Source organism: Lutibacter profundi (genome assembly GCF_001543325.1).
Classification (GTDB): Bacteria; Bacteroidota; Bacteroidia; order Flavobacteriales; family Flavobacteriaceae; genus Lutibacter; species Lutibacter profundi.
Window position 1 is genome coordinate 1,847,664 of record NZ_CP013355.1, and the last position, 22,675, is coordinate 1,870,338.

Annotated in this window: 27 protein-coding genes; 6 read left to right on the forward strand and 21 right to left on the reverse strand. The window is 28.6% G+C overall.

All coding sequences use genetic code 11. The features are described from left to right. The first annotated feature begins 120 nt into the window (after positions 1 to 120). Positions 121 to 1,671, forward strand: coding sequence for an L-piperidine-6-carboxylate dehydrogenase (amaB, locus tag Lupro_RS08200; RefSeq protein WP_068208531.1), 1,551 nt, complete (start codon positions 121 to 123; stop codon positions 1,669 to 1,671). 49 nt (positions 1,672 to 1,720) lie between these two features. On the opposite strand, the gene Lupro_RS08205 is transcribed toward amaB, so the two are convergent. From Lupro_RS08205 to Lupro_RS08295, 20 genes are all read right to left on the reverse strand, one after another. After that, positions 1,721 to 2,860 carry an ATP-binding protein gene (locus tag Lupro_RS08205; protein WP_068208533.1) on the reverse strand — a complete coding sequence of 380 codons (1,140 nt, stop codon included), beginning with the start codon at positions 2,858 to 2,860 and terminating at the stop codon, positions 1,721 to 1,723. 9 nt (positions 2,861 to 2,869) lie between these two features. Then, complete coding sequence (locus tag Lupro_RS08210) at positions 2,870 to 3,625, reverse strand: SDR family NAD(P)-dependent oxidoreductase (RefSeq protein ID WP_068208536.1); 756 nt, start codon at positions 3,623 to 3,625, stop codon at positions 2,870 to 2,872. Positions 3,626 to 3,733: 108 nt separating this feature from the next. Continuing rightward, a complete protein-coding gene (locus Lupro_RS08215) occupies positions 3,734 to 4,657 on the reverse strand; it encodes a hypothetical protein (protein WP_068208538.1) in 924 nt (307 codons plus the stop codon). 102 nt (positions 4,658 to 4,759) lie between these two features. Continuing rightward, positions 4,760 to 5,254, reverse strand: coding sequence for a hypothetical protein (locus Lupro_RS08220; RefSeq protein WP_068208542.1), 495 nt, complete (start codon positions 5,252 to 5,254; stop codon positions 4,760 to 4,762). A 412-nt stretch (positions 5,255 to 5,666) separates the two neighbouring features. Continuing rightward, positions 5,667 to 6,527: an ATP synthase F1 subunit gamma gene (gene atpG, locus Lupro_RS08225; RefSeq protein WP_068208545.1), complete on the reverse strand. Its 861-nt coding sequence runs from the start codon at positions 6,525 to 6,527 to the stop codon at positions 5,667 to 5,669. A 78-nt stretch (positions 6,528 to 6,605) separates the two neighbouring features. Beyond that, a complete protein-coding gene (atpA, locus tag Lupro_RS08230; protein ID WP_068208549.1) occupies positions 6,606 to 8,183 on the reverse strand; it encodes a F0F1 ATP synthase subunit alpha in 1,578 nt (525 codons plus the stop codon). 27 nt (positions 8,184 to 8,210) lie between these two features. Further along, complete coding sequence (atpH, locus tag Lupro_RS08235) at positions 8,211 to 8,768, reverse strand: ATP synthase F1 subunit delta (RefSeq protein WP_068208552.1); 558 nt, start codon at positions 8,766 to 8,768, stop codon at positions 8,211 to 8,213. Between the two features lie 10 nt (positions 8,769 to 8,778). After that, positions 8,779 to 9,279: a F0F1 ATP synthase subunit B gene (locus Lupro_RS08240; protein WP_068211540.1), complete on the reverse strand. Its 501-nt coding sequence runs from the start codon at positions 9,277 to 9,279 to the stop codon at positions 8,779 to 8,781. A gap of 70 nt (positions 9,280 to 9,349) precedes the next feature. Continuing rightward, entirely contained in the window at positions 9,350 to 9,541 is a 192-nt protein-coding gene (gene atpE, locus Lupro_RS08245; RefSeq protein WP_068208555.1) for an ATP synthase F0 subunit C, read from the reverse strand. A gap of 38 nt (positions 9,542 to 9,579) precedes the next feature. Further along, on the reverse strand, positions 9,580 to 10,680 hold the full coding sequence (atpB, locus tag Lupro_RS08250; protein ID WP_068208558.1) for a F0F1 ATP synthase subunit A: 1,101 nt from the start codon (positions 10,678 to 10,680) through the stop codon (positions 9,580 to 9,582). A gap of 119 nt (positions 10,681 to 10,799) precedes the next feature. Beyond that, positions 10,800 to 11,183, reverse strand: coding sequence for a hypothetical protein (locus Lupro_RS08255; RefSeq protein ID WP_068208560.1), 384 nt, complete (start codon positions 11,181 to 11,183; stop codon positions 10,800 to 10,802). Continuing rightward, a complete protein-coding gene (locus Lupro_RS13175) occupies positions 11,176 to 11,406 on the reverse strand; it encodes an AtpZ/AtpI family protein (protein ID WP_227807432.1) in 231 nt (76 codons plus the stop codon). The genes Lupro_RS08255 and Lupro_RS13175 overlap by 8 nt, the downstream gene beginning before the upstream one ends. Continuing rightward, positions 11,375 to 11,773 carry a bactofilin family protein gene (locus tag Lupro_RS08260; protein WP_068208563.1) on the reverse strand — a complete coding sequence of 133 codons (399 nt, stop codon included), beginning with the start codon at positions 11,771 to 11,773 and terminating at the stop codon, positions 11,375 to 11,377. Before Lupro_RS08260 ends, Lupro_RS13175 begins: the two co-directional genes overlap by 32 nt. 25 nt (positions 11,774 to 11,798) lie before the next feature. Then, positions 11,799 to 13,976, reverse strand: a complete 2,178-nt coding sequence (porW, locus tag Lupro_RS08265; protein ID WP_144439121.1) for a type IX secretion system periplasmic lipoprotein PorW/SprE — start codon at positions 13,974 to 13,976, stop codon at positions 11,799 to 11,801. A 90-nt stretch (positions 13,977 to 14,066) separates the two neighbouring features. Further along, positions 14,067 to 14,762 (reverse strand): ABC transporter ATP-binding protein, encoded by a 696-nt coding sequence (locus tag Lupro_RS08270; protein ID WP_068208569.1) that lies wholly within the window; start codon positions 14,760 to 14,762, stop codon positions 14,067 to 14,069. Between the two features lie 23 nt (positions 14,763 to 14,785). Next, positions 14,786 to 16,258 carry a DUF5687 family protein gene (locus Lupro_RS08275; protein WP_068208572.1) on the reverse strand — a complete coding sequence of 491 codons (1,473 nt, stop codon included), beginning with the start codon at positions 16,256 to 16,258 and terminating at the stop codon, positions 14,786 to 14,788. 49 nt (positions 16,259 to 16,307) lie between these two features. Then, positions 16,308 to 16,991 carry a hypothetical protein gene (locus Lupro_RS08280; RefSeq protein WP_068208575.1) on the reverse strand — a complete coding sequence of 228 codons (684 nt, stop codon included), beginning with the start codon at positions 16,989 to 16,991 and terminating at the stop codon, positions 16,308 to 16,310. Next, the gene (locus Lupro_RS08285) at positions 16,988 to 17,713 is read right to left on the reverse strand and encodes a hypothetical protein (RefSeq protein ID WP_068208579.1); all 726 of its coding nucleotides are present in this window, start codon (positions 17,711 to 17,713) and stop codon (positions 16,988 to 16,990) included. Before Lupro_RS08285 ends, Lupro_RS08280 begins: the two co-directional genes overlap by 4 nt. Then, positions 17,710 to 18,393 (reverse strand): hypothetical protein, encoded by a 684-nt coding sequence (locus Lupro_RS08290; protein ID WP_068208582.1) that lies wholly within the window; start codon positions 18,391 to 18,393, stop codon positions 17,710 to 17,712. Before Lupro_RS08290 ends, Lupro_RS08285 begins: the two co-directional genes overlap by 4 nt. Before the next feature lie 26 nt (positions 18,394 to 18,419). Further along, positions 18,420 to 18,752 carry a PadR family transcriptional regulator gene (locus Lupro_RS08295; RefSeq protein WP_068208585.1) on the reverse strand — a complete coding sequence of 111 codons (333 nt, stop codon included), beginning with the start codon at positions 18,750 to 18,752 and terminating at the stop codon, positions 18,420 to 18,422. Between the two features lie 154 nt (positions 18,753 to 18,906). Between Lupro_RS08295 and Lupro_RS08300 the strand changes: the two genes are divergently transcribed. From Lupro_RS08300 to Lupro_RS08315, 4 genes are read left to right on the forward strand one after another with little or no spacing between them, the layout of a single operon-like run. Next, a complete protein-coding gene (locus Lupro_RS08300) occupies positions 18,907 to 19,962 on the forward strand; it encodes a ferredoxin--NADP reductase (protein ID WP_068208588.1) in 1,056 nt (351 codons plus the stop codon). A gap of 38 nt (positions 19,963 to 20,000) precedes the next feature. Continuing rightward, positions 20,001 to 20,675, forward strand: a complete 675-nt coding sequence (locus Lupro_RS08305) for a LysE family translocator (RefSeq protein ID WP_068208596.1) — start codon at positions 20,001 to 20,003, stop codon at positions 20,673 to 20,675. A 16-nt stretch (positions 20,676 to 20,691) separates the two neighbouring features. After that, positions 20,692 to 20,901 (forward strand): YwbE family protein, encoded by a 210-nt coding sequence (locus Lupro_RS08310; RefSeq protein WP_068208600.1) that lies wholly within the window; start codon positions 20,692 to 20,694, stop codon positions 20,899 to 20,901. Positions 20,902 to 20,934: 33 nt separating this feature from the next. Further along, on the forward strand, positions 20,935 to 21,570 hold the full coding sequence (locus Lupro_RS08315; RefSeq protein ID WP_068208603.1) for a transglutaminase-like domain-containing protein: 636 nt from the start codon (positions 20,935 to 20,937) through the stop codon (positions 21,568 to 21,570). A 97-nt stretch (positions 21,571 to 21,667) separates the two neighbouring features. Here Lupro_RS08315 and Lupro_RS13540 read toward each other — a convergent pair whose 3' ends face one another. Continuing rightward, positions 21,668 to 21,817: a hypothetical protein gene (locus Lupro_RS13540; RefSeq protein ID WP_158499558.1), complete on the reverse strand. Its 150-nt coding sequence runs from the start codon at positions 21,815 to 21,817 to the stop codon at positions 21,668 to 21,670. Between the two features lie 235 nt (positions 21,818 to 22,052). Here Lupro_RS13540 and Lupro_RS08320 point away from each other — a divergent pair, with 235 nt between their 5' ends. Continuing rightward, positions 22,053 to 22,667, forward strand: coding sequence for a class I SAM-dependent methyltransferase (locus Lupro_RS08320; RefSeq protein ID WP_068208605.1), 615 nt, complete (start codon positions 22,053 to 22,055; stop codon positions 22,665 to 22,667). The last annotated feature ends 8 nt before the right edge of the window (positions 22,668 to 22,675 follow it).

The following is a 22,675-nucleotide window of genomic DNA, read 5'->3' on the forward strand; positions in this document are numbered from 1 at the left end:
TTTGGTTGGTTACCAAATATTGAATGAAGAATGCCGTTTCAAATTTGAAGCGGCATTTCTTTTTATAACATTTATTATTTGTAATTTTGCAACATCATTTATTTAAAATAAATCCATATCATGGAAACAACTATAGAAAAAACAATTCAAAAAACGCTTACTAAATTAGGAGTTCAAAACTTAAATCAAGGAACATCAACCGGTTCTAATTTCTTTGGAAACGGTGAAATTATTGAGTCTTTCTCACCAGTAGATGGAAATTTAATAGCAAAAGTAACTACAACAAGCAAAGATGATTTTGAAACTGTTATTGAGACAGCTCAAGACGCTTTTAAAACTTGGAGATTAAAGCCTGCGCCTCAACGTGGTGAAATAGTTCGCCAATTTGGTTTAAAGTTGCGTGAATTAAAACAACCTTTAGGCGAATTAGTGTCTTATGAAATGGGAAAATCATTACAAGAAGGTTTAGGAGAGGTCCAAGAAATGATAGATATTTGTGACTTTGCCGTTGGGTTATCACGTCAATTACAGGGTTCTACCTTACATTCTGAACGCCCTGGGCATAGAATGTACGATCAATACCACCCTCTGGGAATTGTAGGGATTATTTCAGCATTCAACTTTCCTGTTGCTGTTTGGGCTTGGAATACTGCTTTGGCTTGGATTGCAGGTGATGTTTGTATTTGGAAAGCTTCTGAAAAAGCTCCTTTGTGTAGCATTGCTTGCCAAAATATTATTGCTGATGTATTGAAAGAAAACAATTTACCAGAAGGTATTTCTTGCATTGTAAACGGAGATTATAAAGTAGGGGAATATATGACTACTGATAAACGTGTTGCTCTAATTTCAGCAACTGGTTCTATTAGAATGGGAAAAATAGTTGCCAAAACAGTTGCTGAACGTTTAGGACGATCTTTATTAGAATTAGGAGGAAACAATGCTATTATTGTAACTCCAGATGCAGATATTAAAATGACAATTATTGGAGCTGTTTTTGGAGCTGTAGGAACTGCTGGGCAACGCTGTACTTCAACACGTAGACTAATTATACATGAATCTATATATGATACAGTAAAAAATTCATTGATTGATGCTTACAAACAATTAAGTATAGGAAATCCTTTAGATGAAAAAAACCACGTGGGGCCATTAATTGATAAAGCTGCTGTTGAAATGTATAAAAACGCATTACAACAAGTTGTTGAGGAAGGTGGAAATTTAGTGGTTGAAGGTGGTGTATTAAGTGGTGAAGGTTATGAAAGTGGTTGCTATGTTAAACCTGCAATTGCAGAAGCTGAAAACCACTTTGAAATAGTTCAAAATGAAACTTTTGCCCCCGTTTTATATTTATTAAAATATTCAGGTGATGTTGAAAATGCTATTGAAATTCAAAATGGGGTTGTTCAAGGACTTTCTTCTGCAATTATGACCAACAATTTACGTGAAGCTGAAAAATTCTTATCTCAAGCAGGTTCAGATTGTGGTATTGCGAATGTTAATATTGGAACTTCTGGAGCTGAAATTGGTGGTGCTTTTGGTGGTGAAAAAGAAACTGGAGGAGGAAGAGAATCTGGTTCTGATGCTTGGAAAGTTTATATGAGAAGACAAACAAATACTATAAACTATACTACGGAATTACCTTTAGCACAAGGTATTAAATTTGACCTGTAGTAAAAATTTTATACCAAATAAAAAACCACTTTAAATTTGAAGTGGTTTTTTATTTATTTTTTACTTTTCTTAAAACTCTAACGGCTTCTTTATACTTAATATAAGTAGATTTATCTTCTAAATTTCTCAAAATTTCTCGAGCCTCTTCTAACTTAAGTTTTGCTCCTTTAATGTTATTCAAAACACAAATCATATAATTGGTTGGTAATTCTTGTAAATCAATTAATTCACGTTGAGTAAGTGGTGTTTTATTTTTTAACTTCATTAAAATTGCATTGCAATTATTAAATATATGATGTAAAACTGTTTTGTTAAATTTAGGAGGCTGAAATATCAGTTCACTAACAATATCATGTTTACCGTTATCTTTAAAATGGATTACTGTTTTCTCAAATGGATAAAAATCAAAATCATCTTTAATTCTTAAATAAACGTATTCAGTAATAATAAATGATCTATGGTTGTATTCAATTTTAACTTCATCTAAAGCCGAATAAAAAAGTCGTACTCGTTCATTAATTAACTCTATATCTACACGAGAATAGAATGTTTTATCTCCTACTTTCTTTTTTTCTCCCGCCCAACATAACACAAATTGTTCATTAAAAACTTTATATGTTGGATGAAATATTTTTTTGTGTCGTTTAAAAAAATCGAAAACACCATCTAGTGTTAATTCAATATTGTTACTCGCATTAATTTCAATAGCTTCAACAATAGCCTGATTTGTGTTTTTTAGTTCAAACTTTCCTAAAGTTGACATAGAATTGCTACCTCTTCTAAAAAAAATTCTTCCTTTAACATACTTCCAAATAGACTTCTTTAAATACGTAACTTTATTATTAGGATGAATTGTTACTAAGCCAATTACTTTATGCCTAGGTAGCCTTGGAAAAGGAATATTTTCATATTGAATTTGTGGCGGATTTTCAAAATAGGAATTAATAAGGTTTTGAATTTTGCTGTCATCAAAAAAATCAACTCCTTCAATCTTATTAGTTTGATCTTCAACGCCTATAACTATGTATGAATTATTTTTAGGATTTGAATTTGATAATGCACAAACATGTTTTAAAAATTTAGCTTTTCCTTCATTTGTGTCTAACGATATTTTTTGCTTTTTATCATAAAAGCTATTCTCATCATTATGAGCTAATAAATTTTTAATTAATAACCGCTTGTTAATCATGTTAAAATCTTATTCCTTATTTAAAATAGTTGCACTTGCCTGTGCTGTAGGATATACTATTAAATCTTCTATATTAACGTGGTATGGCCTTGTTATTACAAAATAAATGATATCGGCTACATCTTTAGCTTCCAATGCCTTAAACCCTTTGTATACATTTTTAGCTCTTTCTTTATCCCCTTTAAAACGAACTTCAGAAAACTCAGTTTCAACAGCGCCAGGGTGTATAGCCGATACTCTAATATTATAGTTGTTTAAATCTATTCGCATTGACTTGTTTAAAGCATTAACCGCATACTTTGAAGCACAATAAACATTTCCATTTGGATAAACTTCTTTTCCGGCAATAGATCCAATGTTAACTACAAAACCATTATTTTTCTCAATCATTTTTGGAAGTATCGCCCGTGAAACATACAACAACCCTTTAACATTTATATCTATCATTGCATCCCAATCATCTATATCTCCTTCTTGAATAGTGCTTAGTCCATGCGCATTCCCTGCATTATTTATTAAAATATCTATCTCTTGAAATTCATTTGGAAGTGATTCTATAGCTTTAAAAACTTCACCTCTTTTACTAACATCAAATTGTAACGTAATTACATCTGTTAATTTATCTAATTCTTCTTTTAATTCAACTAACCGTTCTTTACGCCTTCCACATAATATTAACCTTATATTATTCTTGGCGAAAAGCTGAGCTGTTGCTTTTCCAATTCCAGAAGTTGCTCCTGTAATAAATGCTGTTTTATTATTCATTTTATCTTTATTTTAAATTATAAAGATACAAAAAAACCGCTCCTTGGCAGGAGCGGTTTGACTTAATTGGTTATAAAAATAACCAACCAAAAATCAACTAACCAAACTTTATTTTAAATTTCTTCTTATTTTTGTTTCTCTTGTTACTTTAGTTCGTTTTCTACCTTCGTTACTTACAGTTTCTTTGGCTGAACTAGATTTTAAGTATTGAATATATCCAACTCCAGTAAACTCATAAGTTGTTCCAGAACTTATATGGTACAAACTAATCTTTTCATCATTTATAACGGTTAACTCAAACTCCTCATTGCCCACAGAATCATAATCTAATGTTAAAATTTTTAGATTGTCATATCCATGTACATTTGCTACTGAGTAACTTCCAACATAATCCCAATATATATTATCAATATTTGTGCCAACTTTATCTTGAGAAGAATAAAATGTTGTAATATTTTCAGGGGTAAAAGCTAAAAAGTTTTCATTATCAAATTCATTTAAATTACCTGTAGTGCTTACATCTGTTTTTTCCCAAGCATCATATTCTTGTAAAAAATATTCTATGTTGTCATAAAATATTTGATCAAAATCAAAACTATTTTTTTGATAACCTTCTAAATAATAGCTCACATTATTATAATTATCTACTAGTTTTAATCTATCAACTGATAATTGGACAACTTCAAAATTAAAATATCCATCTAAATCATGGTCTATTTCTAAACTTCCATTAAAAGTATCGTAATACCCTACCAAAATACCATATCCGTTTCCTGTAGCTCCAATTCCAACTAAGTTATTGTTTGCATACAATTTTCCATTAATAAATGATACCGTAAAAGCTTTTGATAAAAAAGGAACATCTCCAAATCCAGTTGTTTGATTGTAATCTATATACCATAAATCATACGCAGTTACAACATCTTCTAAATCTACATAATATGGGGCATTAAACTCTTCTACTATAACACTACATGATGTAAACAATATTCCAGCTACTACGGTTGTAAAAAGTAATTTTAAAGTTCTCATAATCATTTCTTTTTGGTTACAACTTTATAGTTTCAATTTTTATGCCATAAATTTCAAAGCACAACAACAAAGGTGTAAAATACTGATTATAAATACTTTGTATTATTGTTTTTTCTTCATAGGGTACTGAACTGCTTTTACTTCAATAACATTTTTTATCTTATAAAAATACTTTTTATCCTTATAAATATAGCTTACAACTGCTTCGTTATCTCCCAATGTAAAAGGTATATTTAAAGATGTTTTAGGTGGTATATTCCCAAATTCTTTTATTGATTTTTTTTCTAAAATAAAATCATGTTCTTTATTATGAAGCGTAAAACTACCTACAAAAGTGTTAGATGTAACACTTAAATCTTTCTTTAATTTCGTTTTCATATTTCTGAAGAAAACCGTATCTAAATTAATTTTAGGGTTATCTATCGTAACATAAATAGTAATTCCTCTTACTCCTGGCTGTCCACCAACCCAGCTATTGTACGTAGTTTTAATAATTTTAAAAGGAGGGTTGTTTTTGAACGTATTTTTTGATGCGCTACAAAAAGAAAATGCAAAAAGGATAATTATTGAGATTGAAAAACTTGCTAATTTATTCATATTATTATTTTAAATCAAATATACACAAAGTATGTACCAAACTAAAAGAGCTTATCAAAATTTGATAAACTCTTTTAACTATTAACCAATTTAAATTTTACGAATTATTAACCCCTCTGCGCTTTTTTAAACATTTGGCTACGCCTAATTGTTTAACGCCTCTGTTCTTTTAAACATTTGGCTACGCCTAATTGTTTAACGCCTCTGCTCTTTTTTAAACATTTGGCTGCGCCTAATTGTTTAACGCCTCTGCTCTTTTTTAAACATTTGGCTGCGCCTAATTGTTTAACGCCTCTGCTCTTTTTTAAACATTTGGCTGCGCCTAATTGTTTAACGCCTCTGCTCTTTTTTAAACATTTGGCTGCGCCTAATTGTTTAACGCCTCTGCTCTTTTTTAAACATTTGGCTGCGCCTAATTGTTTAACGCCTCTGCTCCACCAACAATTTCAAGAATTTCATTGGTGATTGCTGCCTGACGTGCTTTATTGTATTTTAATAGTAGATCGTCTCTTAATTCTGTTGCATTATCTGTAGCTTTATGCATCGCAGTCATACGTGCACCATGTTCAGAAGCAAAAGAATCTCTAATTGCTTTGTATAATTGTGTTTTTAATGATTTTGGTATTAATTCTAATACAATTTTTGCTTTAGATGGTTCAAAAATATAATCTGTATTTACCTTTATAGCTTCTTTTACTGGTTCAATTGGTAAAAACTGTTCAATAGTTTCAATTTGAGTTGCTGCATTTTTAAATCTATTGTATATCAATTCAACCTTATCATATTCACCTGAAGCAAATAAATCCATTACTCTTTCTGCAATAACTGCAACTTTATCAAAAGTTAATTCTTCATAAATTTCATTATGCTTTTCAACAACAGTATAATTTTTCGCTAAAATAGCATCTCCTTTTTTACCAATAGTTAAAAGATCAACTTGTTTCCCTTTATAATTATCTTCAATATTTTGGATAGTTGCCTTAATTATATTTGAATTAAAGCCGCCACACAAGCCTCTATTTGAAGTAATTACAACTAATAATACTTTTGAAACTTCTTTTTGCTCAGAATAAACTCCTCCTACTTCACTATCTAATGTTGCACTTAAACTTTGCAAAAGTTCTGTTAACTTATTAGCATACGGTCGCATTTTAGTAATTGCATCTTGTGCTTTTTTCAACTTTGCTGCTGATACCATTTTCATGGCACTAGTAATTTGCATTGTTGAACCAATGGATGTAATTCTATTACGTATTTCTTTTAAGTTTGCCATTTTTAGCCTTTACGAACCTCTTTATATAGAGGTAAATTAAATTTTAATTTTTACTCAAATAAAATATTCGATAGTAATTTAAGCGTATTTTGCTGAAATTTCTTTAGCTGCATTAGTTAATGTGTCTATAACCTCATCAGTTAATTTTCCTGCCTTTAAAATATCTAAAGTATCTCTATGTTTTGCATTTAAATACGCTAAATAATCTTTTTCAAATTCTTTTATTTTATCAACAGGAACATTTCTTAATAGGTTTTTTGACCCTGCATAAATAATTGCAATTTGATCTTCAACTTTAAAAGGATCTGCTTGGTTTTGTTTTAAAATCTCAACATTACGCTTTCCTTTTTCAATTACGCTCATAGTTGCAGCATCTAAATCTGATCCAAATTTAGCAAATGCTTCTAACTCACGATATTGAGCTTGATCTAATTTTAAAGTACCTGCTACTTTTTTCATAGATTTAATTTGAGCATTTCCTCCAACACGAGATACTGAAATACCAACGTTAATTGCTGGGCGCACACCTGAGTTAAATAAATCTGACTCTAAGAAAATTTGACCATCAGTAATAGAAATTACATTTGTTGGTATGTAAGCTGATACATCTCCTGCTTGAGTTTCAATAATTGGTAAAGCGGTTAAAGAACCTCCTCCTTTTATCATTCCTTTTATTGAATTTGGAACGTCATTCATTTGAGTAGCAATAGTATCATCTTTAATTACTCTTGCTGAACGCTCTAGCAAACGAGAATGTAAATAAAATACATCACCTGGATATGCTTCACGCCCTGGTGGACGACGTAACAATAATGAAATTTCACGATATGCAACTGCTTGTTTAGATAAATCATCATAAACAATTAAAGCAGGGCGACCTGTGTCTCTAAAATATTCTCCAATAGCAGCACCTCCCATTGGAGCATAAACTTGCATTGATGCAGAGTCTGATGCGTTGGCAGCAACAATAGTTGTATAAGCCATTGCTCCTTTTTCTTCTAATAAACTAGCAATTGCAGCAACGGTAGAGGCTTTTTGACCAATTGCAACATAGATACAATATACTGGTACACCAGCATCGTAAAATTCTTTTTGATTGATAATGGTGTCAATTGCAACAGTTGATTTACCTGTTTGACGGTCACCAATAATAAGTTCACGCTGTCCTCTTCCAACAGGAATCATAGCATCAATAGCTTTTACTCCTGTTTGTAGTGGTTCTGTTACAGGCTCTCTAAATATAACACCTGGTGCTTTACGCTCTAATGGCATTTCAAAGGTTTCTCCCTGTATTGGGCCTTTTCCATCAATTGGAAGCCCTAATGTATTAACTACACGCCCAACGATACCTTCACCAACTTGTAAAGACGCAATTTTTTTTGTGCGTTTTACAACAGCTCCTTCTTTAATTACCTTAGAGTGTCCTAATAAAACAACACCTACATTATCTTCTTCTAAGTTTAATACAATACCTTCCAATCCGTCTTCAAACTCAACTAGTTCTCCGTATTGAACATTTGCCAAACCATATACACGAGCTATTCCATCACCCACTTCTAGTACGGTTCCTACTTCATCTAAAGAGGCTGAACCTTCAAATCCTGCTAATTGTTGTTTTAAAATCGCTGATACTTCAGCTGGTTTTATTGATGCCATTTTTTATTTATTTTTAAAACTAAATTTCTACAATTTTAAACTTAAACTTTCGTCTTCAAATTGTCTTTTTAATATTTGTAATTTATTTGCAATACTTGCATCATATTGTATATCTCCAATACGTAAAATAAACCCACCAATAATATCTGGATTTACTATGTTTTCAATTGTTGCTTGTTTTCCTGTAATTTCTTTTACTTTATTTAAAACCTGTTTGTTTAAATCATCCGTCAAAGAAATTGCGGTTGTAACTTTAGCTACTTCTATTCCTTTTAAGCTATCAAAAAGAATGGTGTATTTTTTTGCTACACCTTCTATTATTGAAAGGCGTTTATTATCTATTAAAAGATTGATAAGGCTTGATGTTAAACTTGTAATTTTTGTTGAAAAAACTTTATTTAATGCCTTTTTCTTTAATTCAGATTTAATAATTGGATTGTTCAGAAACAATTGTAACTCTTTACTTTCATCAATTGTGTTAGCAATTAACAACATATCTTTATTTACTTCAGTTTCTTTATGTTGTTCAAGTGCAAAACTTAATATTGCCTTTGCATATCGTACTGCTGCTCTAGATCCACTCATTTGAATTCAATTAACTAATAGTTACTTCTTTTAACATATCTTCAACAAGTTTAATTTGCTTGTTTTTATCAGATAATTCTTCTCTTACTACTTTTTCAGCAATTCCTAAAGATAATTCTGCTACCTGATTTTTTAAATCTGTAATTGCTGCTTGTTTCTCTGCTTGTATTGTTGCTTGAGCTTGTTCTATTACTTTAGTTGCTTGTATTTGAGCAGCTCCTTTAGCTTCAGAAATAATATTTTCCTTCATCTCTCTTGCCTCTTTTAAAAGTGTATCACGTTCAATACGGGCTTCTTTTAAAATACGTTCATTATCGGCTGTTAGATTTTGCATTTCTTTACGAGCATTTTCAGCTTCTTCTAATGCATTTTTAATACCTTCTTCACGCTCATTTATTGCATTTAAAATTGGTTTCCAAGCAAATTTCTTAAGTAATAGTAATAAAACTATAAATAGTAGTGATTGCCAAAAAAACAATCCGTAAGAAAAGTCGTTTATTAATTTGTCCATAATAAAATAAAATTGTTTTAAATTAAAGCAAAAAGCTATAACCAACCGTTACAGCTTTTGCTTTTAAAAATTAAACTGCAAATAATGCTGCAAAAGCTAAACCTTCAACAAGGGCTGCTGCAATCAACATTGCTGTTTGAATTTTTCCAAATGCTTCAGGTTGACGAGCAATTGCGTCCATAGCAGAACCACCGATTTTACCGATACCTATACCTGCTCCAATTACTATTAAACCTGCTCCTACCATTACTGGAATTTCCATAATATATATATTAATTAATTAAACATTCATTTTTAAAATTATTCCGTATGCTCCATTTCGTGTTCTTCAGATGCAAATCCAAAATACAGTGCTGATAACATCGTAAATATATATGCTTGCAATATGGCTACTAATAATTCCAAAATTGAAATTACCAATGCCAAAGTAAAACTTAAACTTCCTCCTATATAACTTTTAAATACAAATAGCAAACCAAGTATACTATAAATAACTATATGACCTGCAAAAATATTAGCATATAAACGCATCATTAAAGCAAATGGCTTAATAAAAACCCCCAGTAATTCAATTGGAGCTAATACAATTTTCATAGGCCACGGCACTCCAGGCATCCAAAAAATATGCAGCCAATAGTTCTTTTTTGATGTTAATTGTGTAATTAAAAATGTTAATAAAGCTAGTGCTGCTGTTACTGCTAAGTTTCCTGTTATATTCATTCCAAAAGGAGTAATTCCTATTAAATTTGAAAACCATATAAAAAAGAAAACAGTTAATAAAAACGGCATGTACTTTTTATAATGCTTGTGTCCAATACTAGGAATGGCTATCTCATCTCTGATATAAATAACTAATGGCTCAAAAAAACGACCAATTCCTTTTGGTATTGAACCATTTTTTGCATACGATTTAGCTAAACTAGAAAATATTAGGAATACTATAAGAGAAACAATTATAATACTTAAAACACCTTTGGTTATTGAAAAATCTAGCGGTTTTGTATTTGTTGGGTGATGATGTTCATCAAATGACAACTTCCCTGATGCGTCTGTTTTATAAATTTTATTGTGATATAATTTATAGTAATTCCCTCCAACTTTAGCTATTTCTTTTCCATGTTTAAATTTTGACGACATAAATACTTGTAGCCCATCATCAAATAAAATAATTGGTAATGAAAATCCATTATACTCTCCCGTTTCTGAATTTGAATTAAAATCAAAATAATATGAATCTTTAACGTGATGTCTTATTTCTTCTTTTATTTTAGTTTTAAAATCTTTTTCAGGTGATGCCTTTTCTTCATGAGAAGTTTTGGTTGCTTCATGTTGAGCATTTACTGAAAATGTTATTACTAAAAATAGTAATGTAAGGGTTTTTACTACGTTAATTCTGTACATATCACTTTATTACTAGTGGTGCCTAAAAATATTTTGCAAATATATGTTTTTAAATTAGAAACCAAAACTATTTTTTGAGATAATGACTTGGTGCTTTCTAGTAAATAATTAAGGTATTACTACTTACTGGTCAACAGTTTAGATAAATAAAAAATTTCAACTGTTAAACACGCAAAATAGGGTGTTAAAAATGAAGTAGCTTCTAATGTGCTCATATTACCATCTTGCTTATAGATTGGATAAAAATAAAGAAAGAAAATAGTAAATTTTAGAAAACTTCCAATTAAAAAAACAAACCCAAGTATTTGTTCATTATCTTTTTTAAGCTTAATTAGTCCAATAAAAATTACAATTGCTAAAACAACATTTACGATATAGGCTAAAATAATTTTATTTTCAAATAATGGAATATTTAAAAAATATAAAATTCCTATATGAATACTAAAAACAATACTTATAATAAGTAGTAATTTTATGCAAAAACGAACTATCAACTTAGTCATATTTTTTGTTTATTCTTTTCAACTGCCTTAAAACATTCCATATTGAAACAACTAAAGCCAACATTGTTGTAATAATTAAAAATGTTTTATTTGAAGTTTGGAAATAATTATCTAACCATTTTCCGGCATAAGTGCCTAAATAAATGGTAATACCCATTTGAAACACAACACTTGTTAGTTGTAGATACTTACTAAGCTGTTCTTTCTTTTTTGGTTTGCTCACTTTTTAATTCTTTAACAGATCCTTTCATACTGCATGAGGCATTAAATTCAGCTCCTGGCTCAACAGATAATTTACTAATTATTACATCTCCAGAAATAATTGCTGTTGCTTTTAACGTAAGTAGGCTATTTACAATCAATTCCCCCGAAAATTTCCCTTCAATATCTGCATTATTACACGCTACTTTACCATTTATACTTCCTGTTTTTCCAATAACAACTCTTCCTGTTGTTTTTATAGTTCCTTCTACTTTTCCATCAATTCTAAAATCTCCTTCAGAAATAACATCTCCTATAATAGATGTGTTTTTTCCTATAATGTTTCTCTCTAATACTTGTGGCTGCTTGTCTTTTTTTTCTGAAAACATAGTGTTGTTATTTTTTAGGGTTTGTTTATATTTTAGTTTTTATAGTGTTTATTACCTCTAATGCTTTTTTTCCTTCTTCAGTATTTGGGTAATTCATAGCAACAAAATTTAATGCTTTTTTAAAAGCTTCTAGCCCTTCTTTTTTCCCTATTGCATAAGCCTTTAATAGTTCAAATTTTGAAACTATTTTTTCACCTTCATATTTACTTATGGCAATGGTTGTTTTTTTAATTACTTCTTCATACAGTTTGTCTTTATATTCGTAAAAAACAGCGGCATACTCATCTTTTGGAGTAATTTCAGAATCGTTGTTTAAAACCTCGTTAGGATTTAAAATAATTTTAGCATATTTCGAATTAGGATACGTATTAATAATATCATTTTTTAGCAAAATAGCTTTTTTATTGTTTTGATGACTATAAATTTTATACAAATGATATTTTGTTGGTAATAATAATGTAGAAACAGGGTTAAACGTAAGTAGTTTCTCTAATTTATCTGTAGCTAGAGAGAATTCTTTAAATTGTTCTTTATAAATAATTCCCAATTTAAAATATGCGTCATTTCTCTCTTTTGTAATACTATCAATTTTATGCTTACTTGTTACTACTTTATTTAAATAATAAGGTAATTTTAGTTTTTCAGGAGTATTAATTACATCGTTTTTTTGAGTAATATTTGTTTTGCTATTCTCTAAATTAAGTTGCGTTTTATCACTCAAGCGCCAATTATCTTCTAAGGGCCTATTTCCCCAAACGCGTTGAAATTCTTGTTCTCCAAAACCAACAGCCTGAATGTTGTAAAAATACCATTTTCCTGCATTTGAGTTTTCTTCATTTAAGTTATTTGAGTTGTAAAATGCTGATCCTGTATTTATTTTTTGTTGCAGTAATTCTTCATTGGCTTTAAGTTTTTCAATATACCCTGTAAAAAAGGCTATTTGTTCTTCTTTACTCATAGAAGCTACTTTTAAAATACTATCATTTGTTTTTGCTATTTTTTCATAAAAAATAACTTCATTTAAATTATTTCGTTTTCTAGTTAAACGTCTTATGCGTTTCGTATGTTTTTCTTTCGTTATATTTAAAATACTATCATAATACAACCCTGCTGTAACAAATTTAGCTTTATCAAAATACAAATCTCCTATAGATTGGTAGGTAATTTCTTTTTGTAAATTAGTTGTTTTACTGGCTTGTAAAGATTTTTTATAATACTCAATAGCTCCTTCTAAACCTATTTTATTTTCTATGGCACCCAGTTGATAGTATATTTCTTCCAAATAAGGTCTATTATCTCTATCTTTTAATAATTTTTTTAAAATAGCAATAGTTGCTAAAGCTTCTTCTTTTGTTGAAACATTTTTTGCTTTTTCAATGTATGCATGAATTTTGTATTTAAACGGTGCTTTTTTAAAATTTATTAATTCTTGAAATGAAATATTTGAGGAATCTATTAATTTTTTTTCTCTATAAACTTGACCAAGTATAAATAAATTACGAGCTGTTTGTTCATTGTTATTGTCGGCTAAAATTGCTTTTTTTAGGTGATTAATAACTTGTTGTAAGCTATCTTTTTTTACATAAGCCATTGCAATTGCGGTATGGGCTTGTTCTTTAATTTTATCTTTTAACTCTTTGTCTTTTAATAAATTATTTAAATTTTCAATAGCTTGTTCTTCATTTTGCAAGCGAATTAAGGTTTTTGCTTGCCAAATTTTAGTTTCATCTATCAAGTCTGCGTTTGGATAATTTAAAATCACAAAGTTAAAAGCCTCTAACGCAGGCACAAATCTTTTAGAGTAATAACGAGATTTCCCTAGTAATAAATAGGCATCATCTATTTGGCTATTTCGTTCTTGCCTAGCAATTAGCATAGAATGTTTTTGAATTGCTTTTACTGCTTTTTCTTCTGCTTTTTCAAATTCTTTTGGAGAAATATCTTTGTCTAATTTAACACCTGGTAGTGCTAATTCATCAATTTTTAAAGGTTCAATAGGTAAGCGTTGCCAATAATTATCACTATAGTTTGAGTTTAATTCAAGTAACCCTTTTTTAAGAGCTTCATTCCCATTGTAAAGTACATTGTACTTTGTGGCCATAGCCTGAAAATTTCGATTTAAAAAAGCATCTTTTTTTGTTGAGCAACCAACAACAAAAAGAATCATAAAAAAAGCACCTACTATTTTAAAAATATTTTTCAAAAGAAAATGTTTTACTCGCCTCTAACTAGTTATTTACTATAATTATTGTTAAAGGGTTGTAAAAATACAAAATTATGTGTATTTATTGTATTACGCAGAGAAATAGGATTCCAATTCTTTTAGTGTTTCTTTAGACGTTTTTAAATCTTTAACCACATTGCCTTTATCTAGCACAACAATACGTTCACAAACCTCTGTTATATGACCTAAATCATGACTTGAAATTAACACTGTTGAATTATTATTTTTGGTTAATTCCTTTAACAATAACTTAAGTCTAATTTGTGTGGTTGGATCTAAATTTGCAAAGGGTTCATCTAACACAATTACCTCTGGATTCCCAATTAATGCAGCTACAATTCCAGCTTTTTTTTGATTTCCTTTTGATAAATCCCGTAAATATTTTTTCTTTCCTAAAATTTCATCATTAAAAATTTCTGAAAATTGCGCTAAAAAAGTATCAACATCGGCTTTGTTCATCCCTCGTAGTTCACCAATAAAATAGAAATATTCTTCAGGAGTTAAATACCCAATTAAAAAGCTTTCATCAATAAAAGCAGCCGTAAAAGGTTTCCAATCTTCACTTTTATTAACCTGAATATTTTTATTAGTAATAAATCCGGTTGTTGGACTTATTAAATCGAGTATTAAATTAAAAAAAGTAGTTTTCCCTGCTCCGTTGTTTCCTACCAAACCAAAAGCTTGTCCGTCTGGAATTTCTAATGCTTCTATATTTAAAACTTGAACGTTGTTGTATTTTTTTGTGAGATTAGTTACTGATATCATTTATATTACTTTTTAAAATTTGCTTATTTTTTTTCGTTGTATGCGGCAATGGTTTTGTACTTTCCTTTTTGATAAATGCCTTCAATTTTAGTTAAAAAGAAGTTTCTAAAAATAATTCCTAAAACACCGCTAAAACCAAGTACTAAAAGTCCTGCTTCAAAATTTATAAACTTATATGGTATATAAAATAGCAACATAGGCAATACCATTTTTGGTAATGCTATTAACATTTGAGTTGGATTAAATCCGTTGGTATTACTAAACGCTTTTGCCTTTACATTTAATTCTACCGGCGTTCTATTTAAAGCACCTCCAAACAACGTGATAAAAGAGTTTAAACCAATATTAAAAAAGGCTCCAGCTACTATCATTCCATAAATTTTCCAACCAAAGTATAAATATGGAGTACTTAATACAAATGAAATAGTTACCGCAAAAACCATTAAATACCATTTTGATTCTAAGTATTTTTTATAGGAAATATTTTGACTCATTAATAGTTTGTAATACTCGCTATCCCAAGAAGGAACTAATTGACCAAAAGTTAATAAAAACCCACCCGTTACAAATATAGAAGCAAAAGCTAAAATTGCTGGCATTTCTTGATATGTTTTGTTTGTGTAAAAAAGTAGTCCATAAAATAAAAATAAGAACGACATTAACATTACTTGTCTTGGGCGAGCATTTCGCCAAATTAGTTTTACATCGTTTTTTAAGAATATTGCAACACTTCCAAATCTATTCATCCAAGATAAATCAGCTGTATTAACTTCTTTTATGTTTTTTGAAACTTTTCCATCTATATAAAAATCACTTTTTATATACTTGAAATTCATAAAATACAAAACCGCCAATAGTAAAGCCGGAATTACAATTAATATTGGGTTATTGTACAACGTGTTAAAAGCAGTACCAATAGGTTTTGATATTTGAAATATTTTAAAATATTCTAACACAATTAGTACAACCAACACAGAAATTAAACTGTAAAAAATTGCATTTACTTTGTTAATTAGAAAGTTTAAAAAGTTGATTGAATAGGTTAGAAACCCCATTGATAAAAACCAAAATATCACATTTACTGCCGGATAATTTTTTATAAGCAAAACCACGCTAAAAGGGAAAAGCACAAATATTGGCAAAAAATTAAAAAAAGAAATGGTAGTTTTTCCTAATAAATAATGAATAACTGTTTTCTTTTTAACAGGAATAGTCATTAGCGGTTTAATATTCATTACTGGTAATTGTTGCATAAAATATCTCAAAATCAAATCAAACAAAAACCAATAAATTAAAAAGTTATTTACAATAACAATAGGATCAGTTTTTGGAATTGCATCTTTTAAAATAAAATACAAGGCTCCTCCCATAATTAAGGCGCTGCCCCCAAAATAAATTACGGCAAATATTAATAAAATTTTAATAGCAATTCCTTTTTGAAAATAGGCGGCTCTAGAAAATTGTTTCCATTCTAAAGTTAAAAAGTGTGAAATCATATAGTTTGTGCTAATTGTTGTTAAATAAGTATCTCTTAAGCATAAATTGTTACACTAATTTGTATTCGGGATATTGTTTTATCAATATCTCTTCAATTTGTGAAGGTAAAATAAATGTTGTGATGTAAATTAATAAAATAAATATTGTTAAAATGAACGAGGCAATTAAGATAAGAGTATTTGAAGTTGTTTCGGGTGAAAAATTTGCCATTTGTAAAAATAAATTTAAAAAAGCTGCTGCTCCTCCTAAATTAAAAACAAATTCTTCTAGCAACCACTTTTTATTGGTGTCTTTAAAACGTTTCTTTTTTTCTTGATTCAAAAAATACAATTTGAAACTCAAAATAATTACCCCTCCAATACTAATTGATATAAATAGCATTTTTGAGGGAATAAATTGAAAACCCATAAGTAATATTAAAAAAATTGAGATTGAAATAATAATGTGTGGTACATTAAAAAACTGCTTAAAAATTTTCCATACCAATTTCCAATATTTTTTATTTAGTGCTTTTGAGCGAGCTTCAACAACTTCCATAAAACCAAAAACACCAAATTTTTTGAATGAAATAGTTTTAGCATCCTCAAAAGAAAGGTTGGGTTGTGAAAGCCAAATATGTTCAATATCGTTTGCTAGGTGGTCAACCAACTCGGTTTGTACATCGTAGTATTCTACATAATGTTGACGTGTAAACCTGTAAAGTTGTTGGATTTGTGAGGAAGTTAGTTTCATAACGATTGAAGTTGCTTAAATATTTTACTATATTTTTCATAAGTTCTTTTATAAAGCTTTAAACCACAATAAGAAAATACTAAATTTAATGGAGCTATAATAGCTACAACAATTATTTGAAATTCTTTACTAACATTAAATAAGCCATCAGGGTTACTAATTTGAAGAAACATATTTAAAATAGAAAAAGAAAACGTATAATAGAATAAAGCATATTCTAAATGGATTGATTTATTTTTAATAGTAAAATTTCGAATTGAATAAATAACAAAAAATATAATTGGAATTAGAAAAACAATTATATTAATTCTTTTAAACCTAACATATTCTACATTTTGAAATAATAAATAATTCAAGTAAAATATAATTCCCAGAATAGTTGAATTTCTGAATGATTTTAAGAAATTAAAAATCTCCTTAAAGTATAAATTTCTATACTTCTTATTCATTTGCTTTTTCTTAGTTTGAACTAAATTTTTAAAACCTAGTCCATTCGCAAAAATTGAATATTCAACACCTGTATTCCATAGCATTTTCATAGAATTCCCAAAACTTTTATGAACTTCAATCATGGCATCATCAAATGAAATGCCTTGCTCCATTTTTTCTTCAATAGTACTTACAATATGGTCTAATAATTCTATTCGAATATCCCAATATTTAACTTTGTGATGTTTTAGATAATCATCTATGTATGTTATTTGTTCTTTGGTAAGTTTCATTTTAACTGATACTTTTTATAGTTTGAAACTGCTTTTAAGTGGTTTTTAAAGAAGTATCTAGCACCTAGAAAGGTTAAGAAAAAAACAAACAACATTGCGAACATTATTACGCTAAGTTTATTTTCTCTAGTAATATAGCTGTCATTTAAGTAAGGCATAAAAATAAATACAGAGAATAAATTTGGAATAATTCGTTTTCGAAAAAGATAACTGAATGTTGTATTTGCTTTTCCTAATCGTATTTTAATATACCAAAAAAGGATAATTCCACAGTATAAAATAAGTGCTAAATATATAAATTGATGAATTACATTTTTATAGTTTATTAATGAATATTCAAAATAATAATTTACACTATAACCTATTGCTATAAATAAAAATACTAGAATTAATGATTTAACAAATAACGGTTTATAAATTTTGATGCATTTTTTAATTAACATTTTAGGCCCATTACTACTGTAACCTAATAATAAGCTTGAAGTTTTTTTAAAACTCTTATTCCATTTTATTGTTACTTCTTTAAAAGCATCTCCAAAAGAATAGTTATTATGTTCTATCAAATATTCTAAATCAGTAGATATATGATCCAATACTTCAAAACGAATGTCAATATATTTAATTCCTTTTTTAGTTAAATAATTTTCTACTTGCTTAATCTGTTCTTTGGTGAGTTTCATAGTTATAGCAATTTCATGTTGGGGATTTAAGCAAATTTAGGGTTTACAATAGTTTGCATTGTTTTAATAAATTCTTCCAATTCGGCTAAACGATTCACCGTTTCTTTGGTGCCATTTTCTGTGAGTTTATAATATTTACGCAAACGGTTATCAACTTTAGCAACCTCAACATCTAGTAAACCTTCGGCTTCTAATTTGTGTAATGCCGGGTATAAAGCACCTTCCGTTATATTCAATTCTCCTTTGGTAAGCTGTTTCACTCTTTGGGTTATTTCATAACCATACATTTTATCATTCTCTCCTAACAACTTTAAAATAATTGTTTGTAATGATCCTTTATACAATTTTTGATTTCCCATTTATTAACTGTTTATTCGCTAAATCGTTTATTTATTTAAACTTTCAACAAAACAAATATATACATAATTTTCTTATGTATAAGAATCTTAGGTATTATTTTTAACAAAAAGTTATGTTTAGATTAATTACTTTTGTAGCCTTAAATTATTGATAATGTCAAATTTTCATTCTCTTATCGTCAAAGAAATTAAACAAGAAACGCCTGATGCTATTTCTATTGTGTTTGATATCCCTAAAGCAATTCAAAATAATTTTAATTTTATTGCCGGGCAATACATCACCATTAAAACAACAATTGCTAGCGAAGAAATTAGGAGAGCTTATTCTATTTGTTCATCACCAAATAGTGGTGAATTGAGAATTGCCATTAAAAAAATTAAAAATGGTTTGTTCTCTGTATTTGCAACAACAAAATTAAAAAAGGGTGATGTTTTAGAGGTGTCTGCTCCAGAAGGAAAATTTATACTAGAAACCTCTAAAAATAATGCTAAAAATTACTTAGGAATTGTAGCTGGCAGTGGTATTACACCTGTTATGGCAATGATAAAAGCTGTTTTAGAAGATGAACCTACTAGTACTTTCTCTCTTGTTTTTGGAAATAAAACAGTAAAAGATACTATTTTTAAAGGGGAAATTGATACTTTAAAAAATAAGTATCCAACAACTTTCAATATTCAATATGTTTATAGCAGAGAGCAACAACCTAATGCTTTATTTGGTAGAATTGATGAAGGGAATATCAACTTTATTTTAAAAAATAAATTTACAGGTTGTACTTTTAATTCAGCTTTTTTATGTGGCCCTGAAACTATGATTGAAACTGTAAAAAACACATTAATTAATAGTGGATTTGATAAAAACAATATTTATTTTGAATTGTTTTCAACTCCTTCTTCCTCTAAAAATGACGTTACAAAAACCTTTGAAGGAAATTGTGATATTACCGTACTTGTTGACGATGAAGAGACCACTTTCACAATGAATTCTAAAACAACTATTTTAACAGCTGCTTTAAAAGAAGGAATTGACGCTCCGTATTCTTGTCAAGGAGGAATTTGTAGTAGTTGTATAGCAAAAGTTGTAGAAGGAAGTGTTGTAATGGATAAAAACGCAATTTTGTCTGACAAAGAAATTAAAGAAGGACTAATTTTAACTTGTCAAGCACACCCAACTTCGCAAAAAATTACCATTGATTATGATGATGTTTAATAATTATGGTATTTTAACGTTCTTATTAAACCGCCCTTATGCAATTTAACGAAATAAAAGACGCTATACTTATTGGTTTTTTTTTAGCCTTTATGATTGGTCCTGTTTTTTTTATATTAATTCAAACAAGTATTTTAAAAGGGTTTAGAGCCGCATTTGTATTTGATATTGGTGTAATTTTAGGTGATATTACCTTTATTTTAATTGCTTACTTTGGAAGTAAAAGTTTATTAGAAGAAATTAAAGATGACCCTCGCCTATTTTATATTGGAGGTTTAATATTACTCATTTATGGTTTAATTACCTATTTAGATAAAAGTCAAAAAAATATAATTCCGAATAAAGATTTTTTACTCCCTGAAAAAACAAATTATATAAAACTTTTTTTAAAGGGCTTTTTTCTCAATTTTATAAATGTTGGAGTATTGGCTTTTTGGCTAGGAATGATTGTAATTGTTGGTTCCAATTTAAAAATGAACCCAGCAAAAATATTTAATTATTTTACTATTATTTTAGTTAGCTATCTAATTACTGATATTGGAAAAATATTATTAGCAAAACAATTAAAAAAGAAATTAACTCCAAAAATGGCTTATAAAGTAAAACGAATTATGGGTATTGTATTAATGGTTTTTGGTGTTTTTTTAATTTTAAAAGGTTTTGTTCCTAAAGAAAATAAATTCTTTAATAGTGTTATTGAAAAAGTTGAATAAAATTATATAAAAATTTATGGAAACTAAAAAATTAACAGGAAATATTCGAAAGAATATTCAAATAGGTGCAACAGTAGAAATTGTTCAAAAACACCATCAAAAAACTGGTGAATTAACAAAAGGTATTGTAAAAAGAATTCTTACCAATTCAACAAATCACCCTCACGGAATAAAAGTTCAATTAGAAACCGGTGAAGTTGGACGTGTAAAAAATGTTCTATTGTAAATATTAATCCTTTTACTGTTATTAATTACTAAAATGAATTATTTAAAAGCTACGTATTATTTTGATTATGATACTGAAGAGATTCAAAAACTCATACAGGAGTTTAAATCAAACTCACTAACACAAAAAGAAAAAGCAAAACAATTGTATCTTAAAATCCGTGATAATTGGAGATACAATCCATATAAAATAAGTTTATCAAAGCAAAATTATAAAGCAAGTGTTATTGCTAAAAAAACTGAAACTCATTGTATAGATAAATCTATTTTATATATAGCTGCCTTACGCGGATTGCAAATTCCTGCAAAAATTCATTTAGCTAAAGTGAAAAATCATATTGGTATAGAACGAATTGTAGAGAAATTTGGGACTGATGAAATAAGTCCGCACGGAATGGTAGATGTTTTTTTAGATAATAAATGGATTAAAGCCTCACCTGCTTTTAATATAGAATTATGTCACAAATGCAATGTAGCTCCTTTGGAATTTGACGGAGAAAACGATTCTATATTTCAAGAATTTGACAATTTCGGTAATGAGTTTATGGAATATATAGAAGATTATGGATCTTTTAATGATGTTCCAATAGATTTTATTTTTAATAATTTTAAAGAAAATTACCCTAAAATAATGAATCGTTCAAATGGTTTAACAGATATTATTATATGATAATGACATTTTATTAATGTTAATTACACTCAAATAATTCCGTAAATAAATTAAACATTTTTTAATAGACTATAGGCATTAAAAAAATAAACTAAAATTAACTATTGTAATTTTTTAAGAACTCTTCTATTGGCATTGGCTTTAAATTTCTGGCTTTGTAATGTTTTACGTATGTGTAATAATTCCTCTTTGCAAATTGGGTAATTGCATTTGAAGTATTATTATCTGTTAGGGGTACTCGTTTCATAATAAGTTGCGGTTAATTTACGCTATAAAGCTACAACACAAATAGTTGTAATCCAAGTAAAATTACTTTTTGTTGTATTTTTACTGCTGTTTATTGTGTTTTTATTGCTGTTTGGTTTATTTATTAATAAATTTATCTTATGCATTAAATTAATTGGAAACACATTATATTTACAAAAATTGGTTGATATTTTTACATCATACTAATTATCTTAAATTAATTATATCATTAAAGTATGGGGCTTTACAATAAATTTATTCTTCCAAAAGCAATACATTGGGCTTGCAGTCAAAAACCAAGTATGCTTCAACGAGAAAAAATAATTCCATTAGCAACTGGAAATGTGCTGGAAATTGGTATAGGGTCGGGTTTAAATTTATCTTATTATACTAAAAAAGTTAAACAGCTTACAGCTATTGACCCTTCTGAAGAACTTTGGAAAAAAAGTAATATCAATACGCTTTCTTTACCTTTTGAATTTGAATTTATAAAAGCTTTTGCTGAAAATATTCCTTTACCAAAAAACCATTTTGATACTGTTGTTATGACTTATACAATGTGTACGATTCCAGATTTAGATAAAGCATTTTTAGAAATAAAAAGAGTTTTAAAACCAACTGGTAAACTCTTATTTTGTGAACATGGAAAAGCTCCTGAAAAAGGAATACAAAAATATCAAAATATAGTAAATCCTTTTTGGAAACGCATTGGGGGAGGTTGTAATTTGAACAGAGATATTCCAACTCTAATAGAGGGTTCTGGTTTTACTATTAAAAAATTAGAAACCATGTACCTTCCTGGCTGGAAACCTGCTAGTTATAATTATTGGGGAATGGCTGAAGTTAAATAATAATACCC

What these genes read in the sequence shown, in the direction of transcription:
- Lupro_RS08305 (WP_068208596.1), top strand. Translation starts at nt 20,001, where the DNA reads ATGCAATTTAACGAAATAAAAGACGCTATACTTATTGGTTTTTTTTTA.
- atpB (WP_068208558.1), bottom strand. Translation starts at nt 10,680, where the DNA reads ATGTACAGAATTAACGTAGTAAAAACCCTTACATTACTATTTTTAGTA.
- amaB (WP_068208531.1), top strand. Translation starts at nt 121, where the DNA reads ATGGAAACAACTATAGAAAAAACAATTCAAAAAACGCTTACTAAATTA.
- Lupro_RS08320 (WP_068208605.1), top strand. Translation starts at nt 22,053, where the DNA reads ATGGGGCTTTACAATAAATTTATTCTTCCAAAAGCAATACATTGGGCT.
- Lupro_RS13540 (WP_158499558.1), bottom strand. Translation starts at nt 21,817, where the DNA reads ATGAAACGAGTACCCCTAACAGATAATAATACTTCAAATGCAATTACC.
- Lupro_RS08315 (WP_068208603.1), top strand. Translation starts at nt 20,935, where the DNA reads ATGAATTATTTAAAAGCTACGTATTATTTTGATTATGATACTGAAGAG.
- Lupro_RS08275 (WP_068208572.1), bottom strand. Translation starts at nt 16,258, where the DNA reads ATGATTTCACACTTTTTAACTTTAGAATGGAAACAATTTTCTAGAGCC.
- Lupro_RS08215 (WP_068208538.1), bottom strand. Translation starts at nt 4,657, where the DNA reads ATGAGAACTTTAAAATTACTTTTTACAACCGTAGTAGCTGGAATATTG.
- Lupro_RS08290 (WP_068208582.1), bottom strand. Translation starts at nt 18,393, where the DNA reads ATGAAACTCACCAAAGAACAGATTAAGCAAGTAGAAAATTATTTAACT.
- Lupro_RS08310 (WP_068208600.1), top strand. Translation starts at nt 20,692, where the DNA reads ATGGAAACTAAAAAATTAACAGGAAATATTCGAAAGAATATTCAAATA.
- atpH (WP_068208552.1), bottom strand. Translation starts at nt 8,768, where the DNA reads ATGAGTGGATCTAGAGCAGCAGTACGATATGCAAAGGCAATATTAAGT.
- Lupro_RS08280 (WP_068208575.1), bottom strand. Translation starts at nt 16,991, where the DNA reads ATGAAACTAACTTCCTCACAAATCCAACAACTTTACAGGTTTACACGT.
- Lupro_RS08255 (WP_068208560.1), bottom strand. Translation starts at nt 11,183, where the DNA reads ATGACTAAGTTGATAGTTCGTTTTTGCATAAAATTACTACTTATTATA.
- atpE (WP_068208555.1), bottom strand. Translation starts at nt 9,541, where the DNA reads ATGGAAATTCCAGTAATGGTAGGAGCAGGTTTAATAGTAATTGGAGCA.
- Lupro_RS08205 (WP_068208533.1), bottom strand. Translation starts at nt 2,860, where the DNA reads ATGATTAACAAGCGGTTATTAATTAAAAATTTATTAGCTCATAATGAT.
- atpA (WP_068208549.1), bottom strand. Translation starts at nt 8,183, where the DNA reads ATGGCATCAATAAAACCAGCTGAAGTATCAGCGATTTTAAAACAACAA.
- Lupro_RS08210 (WP_068208536.1), bottom strand. Translation starts at nt 3,625, where the DNA reads ATGAATAATAAAACAGCATTTATTACAGGAGCAACTTCTGGAATTGGA.
- Lupro_RS08220 (WP_068208542.1), bottom strand. Translation starts at nt 5,254, where the DNA reads ATGAATAAATTAGCAAGTTTTTCAATCTCAATAATTATCCTTTTTGCA.
- Lupro_RS08300 (WP_068208588.1), top strand. Translation starts at nt 18,907, where the DNA reads ATGTCAAATTTTCATTCTCTTATCGTCAAAGAAATTAAACAAGAAACG.
- Lupro_RS08260 (WP_068208563.1), bottom strand. Translation starts at nt 11,773, where the DNA reads ATGTTTTCAGAAAAAAAAGACAAGCAGCCACAAGTATTAGAGAGAAAC.
- Lupro_RS08285 (WP_068208579.1), bottom strand. Translation starts at nt 17,713, where the DNA reads ATGAAACTTACCAAAGAACAAATAACATACATAGATGATTATCTAAAA.
- Lupro_RS08240 (WP_068211540.1), bottom strand. Translation starts at nt 9,279, where the DNA reads ATGGACAAATTAATAAACGACTTTTCTTACGGATTGTTTTTTTGGCAA.
- Lupro_RS08295 (WP_068208585.1), bottom strand. Translation starts at nt 18,752, where the DNA reads ATGGGAAATCAAAAATTGTATAAAGGATCATTACAAACAATTATTTTA.
- Lupro_RS08270 (WP_068208569.1), bottom strand. Translation starts at nt 14,762, where the DNA reads ATGATATCAGTAACTAATCTCACAAAAAAATACAACAACGTTCAAGTT.
- atpG (WP_068208545.1), bottom strand. Translation starts at nt 6,527, where the DNA reads ATGGCAAACTTAAAAGAAATACGTAATAGAATTACATCCATTGGTTCA.